The following is a 717-nucleotide window of genomic DNA, read 5'->3' on the forward strand; positions in this document are numbered from 1 at the left end:
TTCAGGCGCAGCTGGGCCTGGCCGAAGTGCAGCACGTCACCGGCGTAGTTGCCGTAGCTCAGCAGCACCCCGCCGCCGGCGTTCGCGGCCCTGGCCACCCGGTAGACCTGCCCGGCCGCGGGCGAGGCGAACATGTTCCCGCACGCCGATCCGGTGGCCAGGCCGGGCCCGACGAGGCCGGCGAAGGCCGGGTAGTGCCCGGAGCCGCCACCGATGACCAGGGCGACCTGCCCGGCCGGGACCTCGGTGGAGCGGACCACGCCGCCGTCGACACGGGCCACGTAGCCGCGGTTGGCCGCCACGAAGCCGTCCAGTGCCCCATCCGCGAAATCAGCGGGATTGTCGAAGATCTGAGTCATGGTTCCTCATTGAATCCGTCGGGGGCAATCAGTTCTGATGGGTACCGGCGGGCTGTTGCCGGCCCTGTGCCACCTGGCTCTGGCCGAGGGCGTAGCCGTCGGTCTTGGGCAGGACGTGGCGGCGGAGGTAGTCCTGGTTGCTGGCCGTGACGGACAGGCCGTCGCCGCCGTAGTGCTCGGTGCACAGGATGCCCTGGAAACCGACGGACAGCGCGACCTTGAACGCCTCGCGGTAGTTGATCAGGCCCGATTCCATCGGGGCGGGCATCGCGACGTAGGTGTCCCGGGCGACGTCCTCGTCGCGGATGTAGTTCTTCATGTGCCAGTAGTTCGAGTACGGCAGGGTCTTGGCGACCAT

Annotated in this window: 1 protein-coding gene and 1 pseudogene; both read right to left on the minus strand. The window is 69.0% G+C overall.

Annotation, left to right across the window (positions count from 1 at the left end; all coding sequences use genetic code 11):
* Positions 1 to 359: dihydroxyacetone kinase subunit DhaK (locus tag AC1DKQ_RS22425; protein ID WP_476920283.1), on the minus strand; the 359-nt coding region annotated here is incomplete at its 3' end.
* Between the two features lie 28 nt (positions 360 to 387).
* Positions 388 to 717: pseudogene (locus tag AC1DKQ_RS22430) on the minus strand (sugar phosphate isomerase/epimerase); the annotation flags it as partial.

This window comes from Arthrobacter sp. 05L421 (assembly GCF_056397785.1).